This is a genomic window from Parvibaculum sp. (genome assembly GCF_049672805.1).
In the GTDB taxonomy this organism is placed as follows: Bacteria; Pseudomonadota; Alphaproteobacteria; order Parvibaculales; family Parvibaculaceae; genus Parvibaculum.
In genome coordinates, this window is the sequence record NZ_JBATWS010000244.1 from 1 (window position 1) to 1,969 (window position 1,969).

At 59.6% G+C, this 1,969-nt stretch carries 1 protein-coding gene; it reads left to right on the forward strand.

Annotated elements, in window-relative coordinates:
- On the forward strand, positions 1-1,798 hold a 1,798-nt coding region (gene yidC, locus WBF74_RS07880), incomplete at its 5' end, for a membrane protein insertase YidC (RefSeq protein ID WP_424437753.1).
- Positions 1,799-1,969 lie beyond the last annotated feature (171 nt).

Consider the following 1,969-nt stretch of genomic DNA (forward strand, 5'->3'; position numbering starts at 1 on the left):
CCGCAATTTCATCCTCGCCATCTTCCTCTCGGTGGTCGTTTTCGTCGGGTGGCAATATTTCGTCATCGAACCGCAGCTCGAAGCCGAGCGCGCACGACAGGAAGCGATTGCCGCCGCCAGCGGCGAAACCACCGGGACGCAGGGCACCGATGCCCCCGGCGAGGCAAGGCTGCCGAGCGTTGATGAGCCGGGCACCCTGCCCGCCGATGCCGCCAGCAGCATGCTTGCACGCGAAGATGCTCTTGGCGCGAACCCGCGCGTCGCCATCCGCTCCGAACAACTTGACGGATCGCTCTCGCTGCGCGGGGCGCGCTTTGATGATCTGAAACTCCGCAACTACCGCGTGACCTATGAACCGGACAGTGCCGAAGTTGCGCTGCTCGCGCCTGCCGGAACGCGGACGCCCTATTTCGCCGAGTTCGGCTTCATTCCGGCACCCGGCTCCGGCGTGAAGGTTCCTGATTCAAAGACCGTGTGGCAGGCGGAGGAAGGCGCAGAACTGACGCCGCAGTCTCCTGTTACGCTGCGCTGGAACAATGGTCAGGGCCTTGTCTTCCTGCGCACCATTGCGGTCGATGAGAATTATCTCTTCACCGTCACCGACCGCATCGAGAACCAGGGCGCTGCAAACGTGACGCTCTACCCTTACGGTCTCATCTCGCGCACGGGCAGCCCCGAAGGCTCGTCTTTCTTCATTCTGCATGAAGGCTTTATCGGCGAGTTCCCGAGCGTGGGCGAAGTCGCCGTTTCCTATGAGGATGCCGCTGATGACGGCCCCGTGAAGGTGACGGATACGGATGGCTGGCTCGGCATCACCGACAAATACTGGGCGACTGCGCTCGTGCCCCAGAAGGGCGAGAACTTCGTTGCCAATTTCAGCGCACATCCCGATCCCTCAGTCGAACATTTCCAGGCGGATTTCCGCTATGGCGCGCGTGAAGTGGCGCCGGGCGCCAGCATCGAGATCCAAAACCTTCTCTTTGCGGGTGCCAAGGTTTCTTCCGTCATCGACACCTATCACGAAGCAGGCATCTACAAGTTCAACCTGCTGATCGACTGGGGCTGGTTCTGGTTCCTGACGCAGCCCATGTTCTCCGCGCTTCATTTCATTGCGCAGCATGTCGGCAATTTCGGCATTGCCATTCTCATCATCACCGTTCTCATCAAGCTCGTCTTCTATCCGCTTGCCAACAAGTCCTATGTGGCGATGAGCAAGATGAAGAAGCTGCAGCCGGAGATGGAAAAGATCCGCGAGCGCTTTGCTGAAGACAAGATGAAGCAGCAGCAGGAAATCATGGAGCTTTACCGGAAGGAAAAGGTGAACCCGCTTGCGGGCTGCCTGCCGGTGCTGATCCAGATTCCGGTTTTCTTCGCTCTCTACAAGGTGCTGTTCGTTACCATTGAAATGCGCCACGCGCCTTTCTTTGGCTGGATCAATGACCTTTCGGCGCCGGATCCGACGACGCTGTTCAATCTCTTCGGCCTCATTCCGTGGGACCCGCCCTCTTTCCTCATGATCGGCATCTGGCCGCTCATCATGGGCTTCACCATGTTCGTGCAGCAGCGCATGAATCCGCTTCCGGCTGACCCCATTCAGGCGCAGATCTTCACCTGGATGCCGGTGATCTTCACCTTCATGCTGGCAAGCTTCCCGGCGGGCCTCGTGATCTACTGGGCGTGGAACAACACGCTATCGGTGATCCAGCAGGGCGTCATCATGAAGCGGCAGGGCGTGCCCATCGAGATTTTCAACAATCTCGGCCTCAACAAGCTCGGCAGCAACAAGCGGAAGTCCTGAGCGATGAGTGAAGCGCAGGGAGAGGAAAGCTCGCCCGATACGCCGGATGAAGAAGCCGGAAGGTGGCTCTTCTCCCAGCCCTGCGTCTTCCTCAGAGGCGTGGTCGATATGCGCGGCCTGCCGCATACGCGGCTGACGGAAGTTGCCTTTGCGGGCCGCTCCAACGTCGGC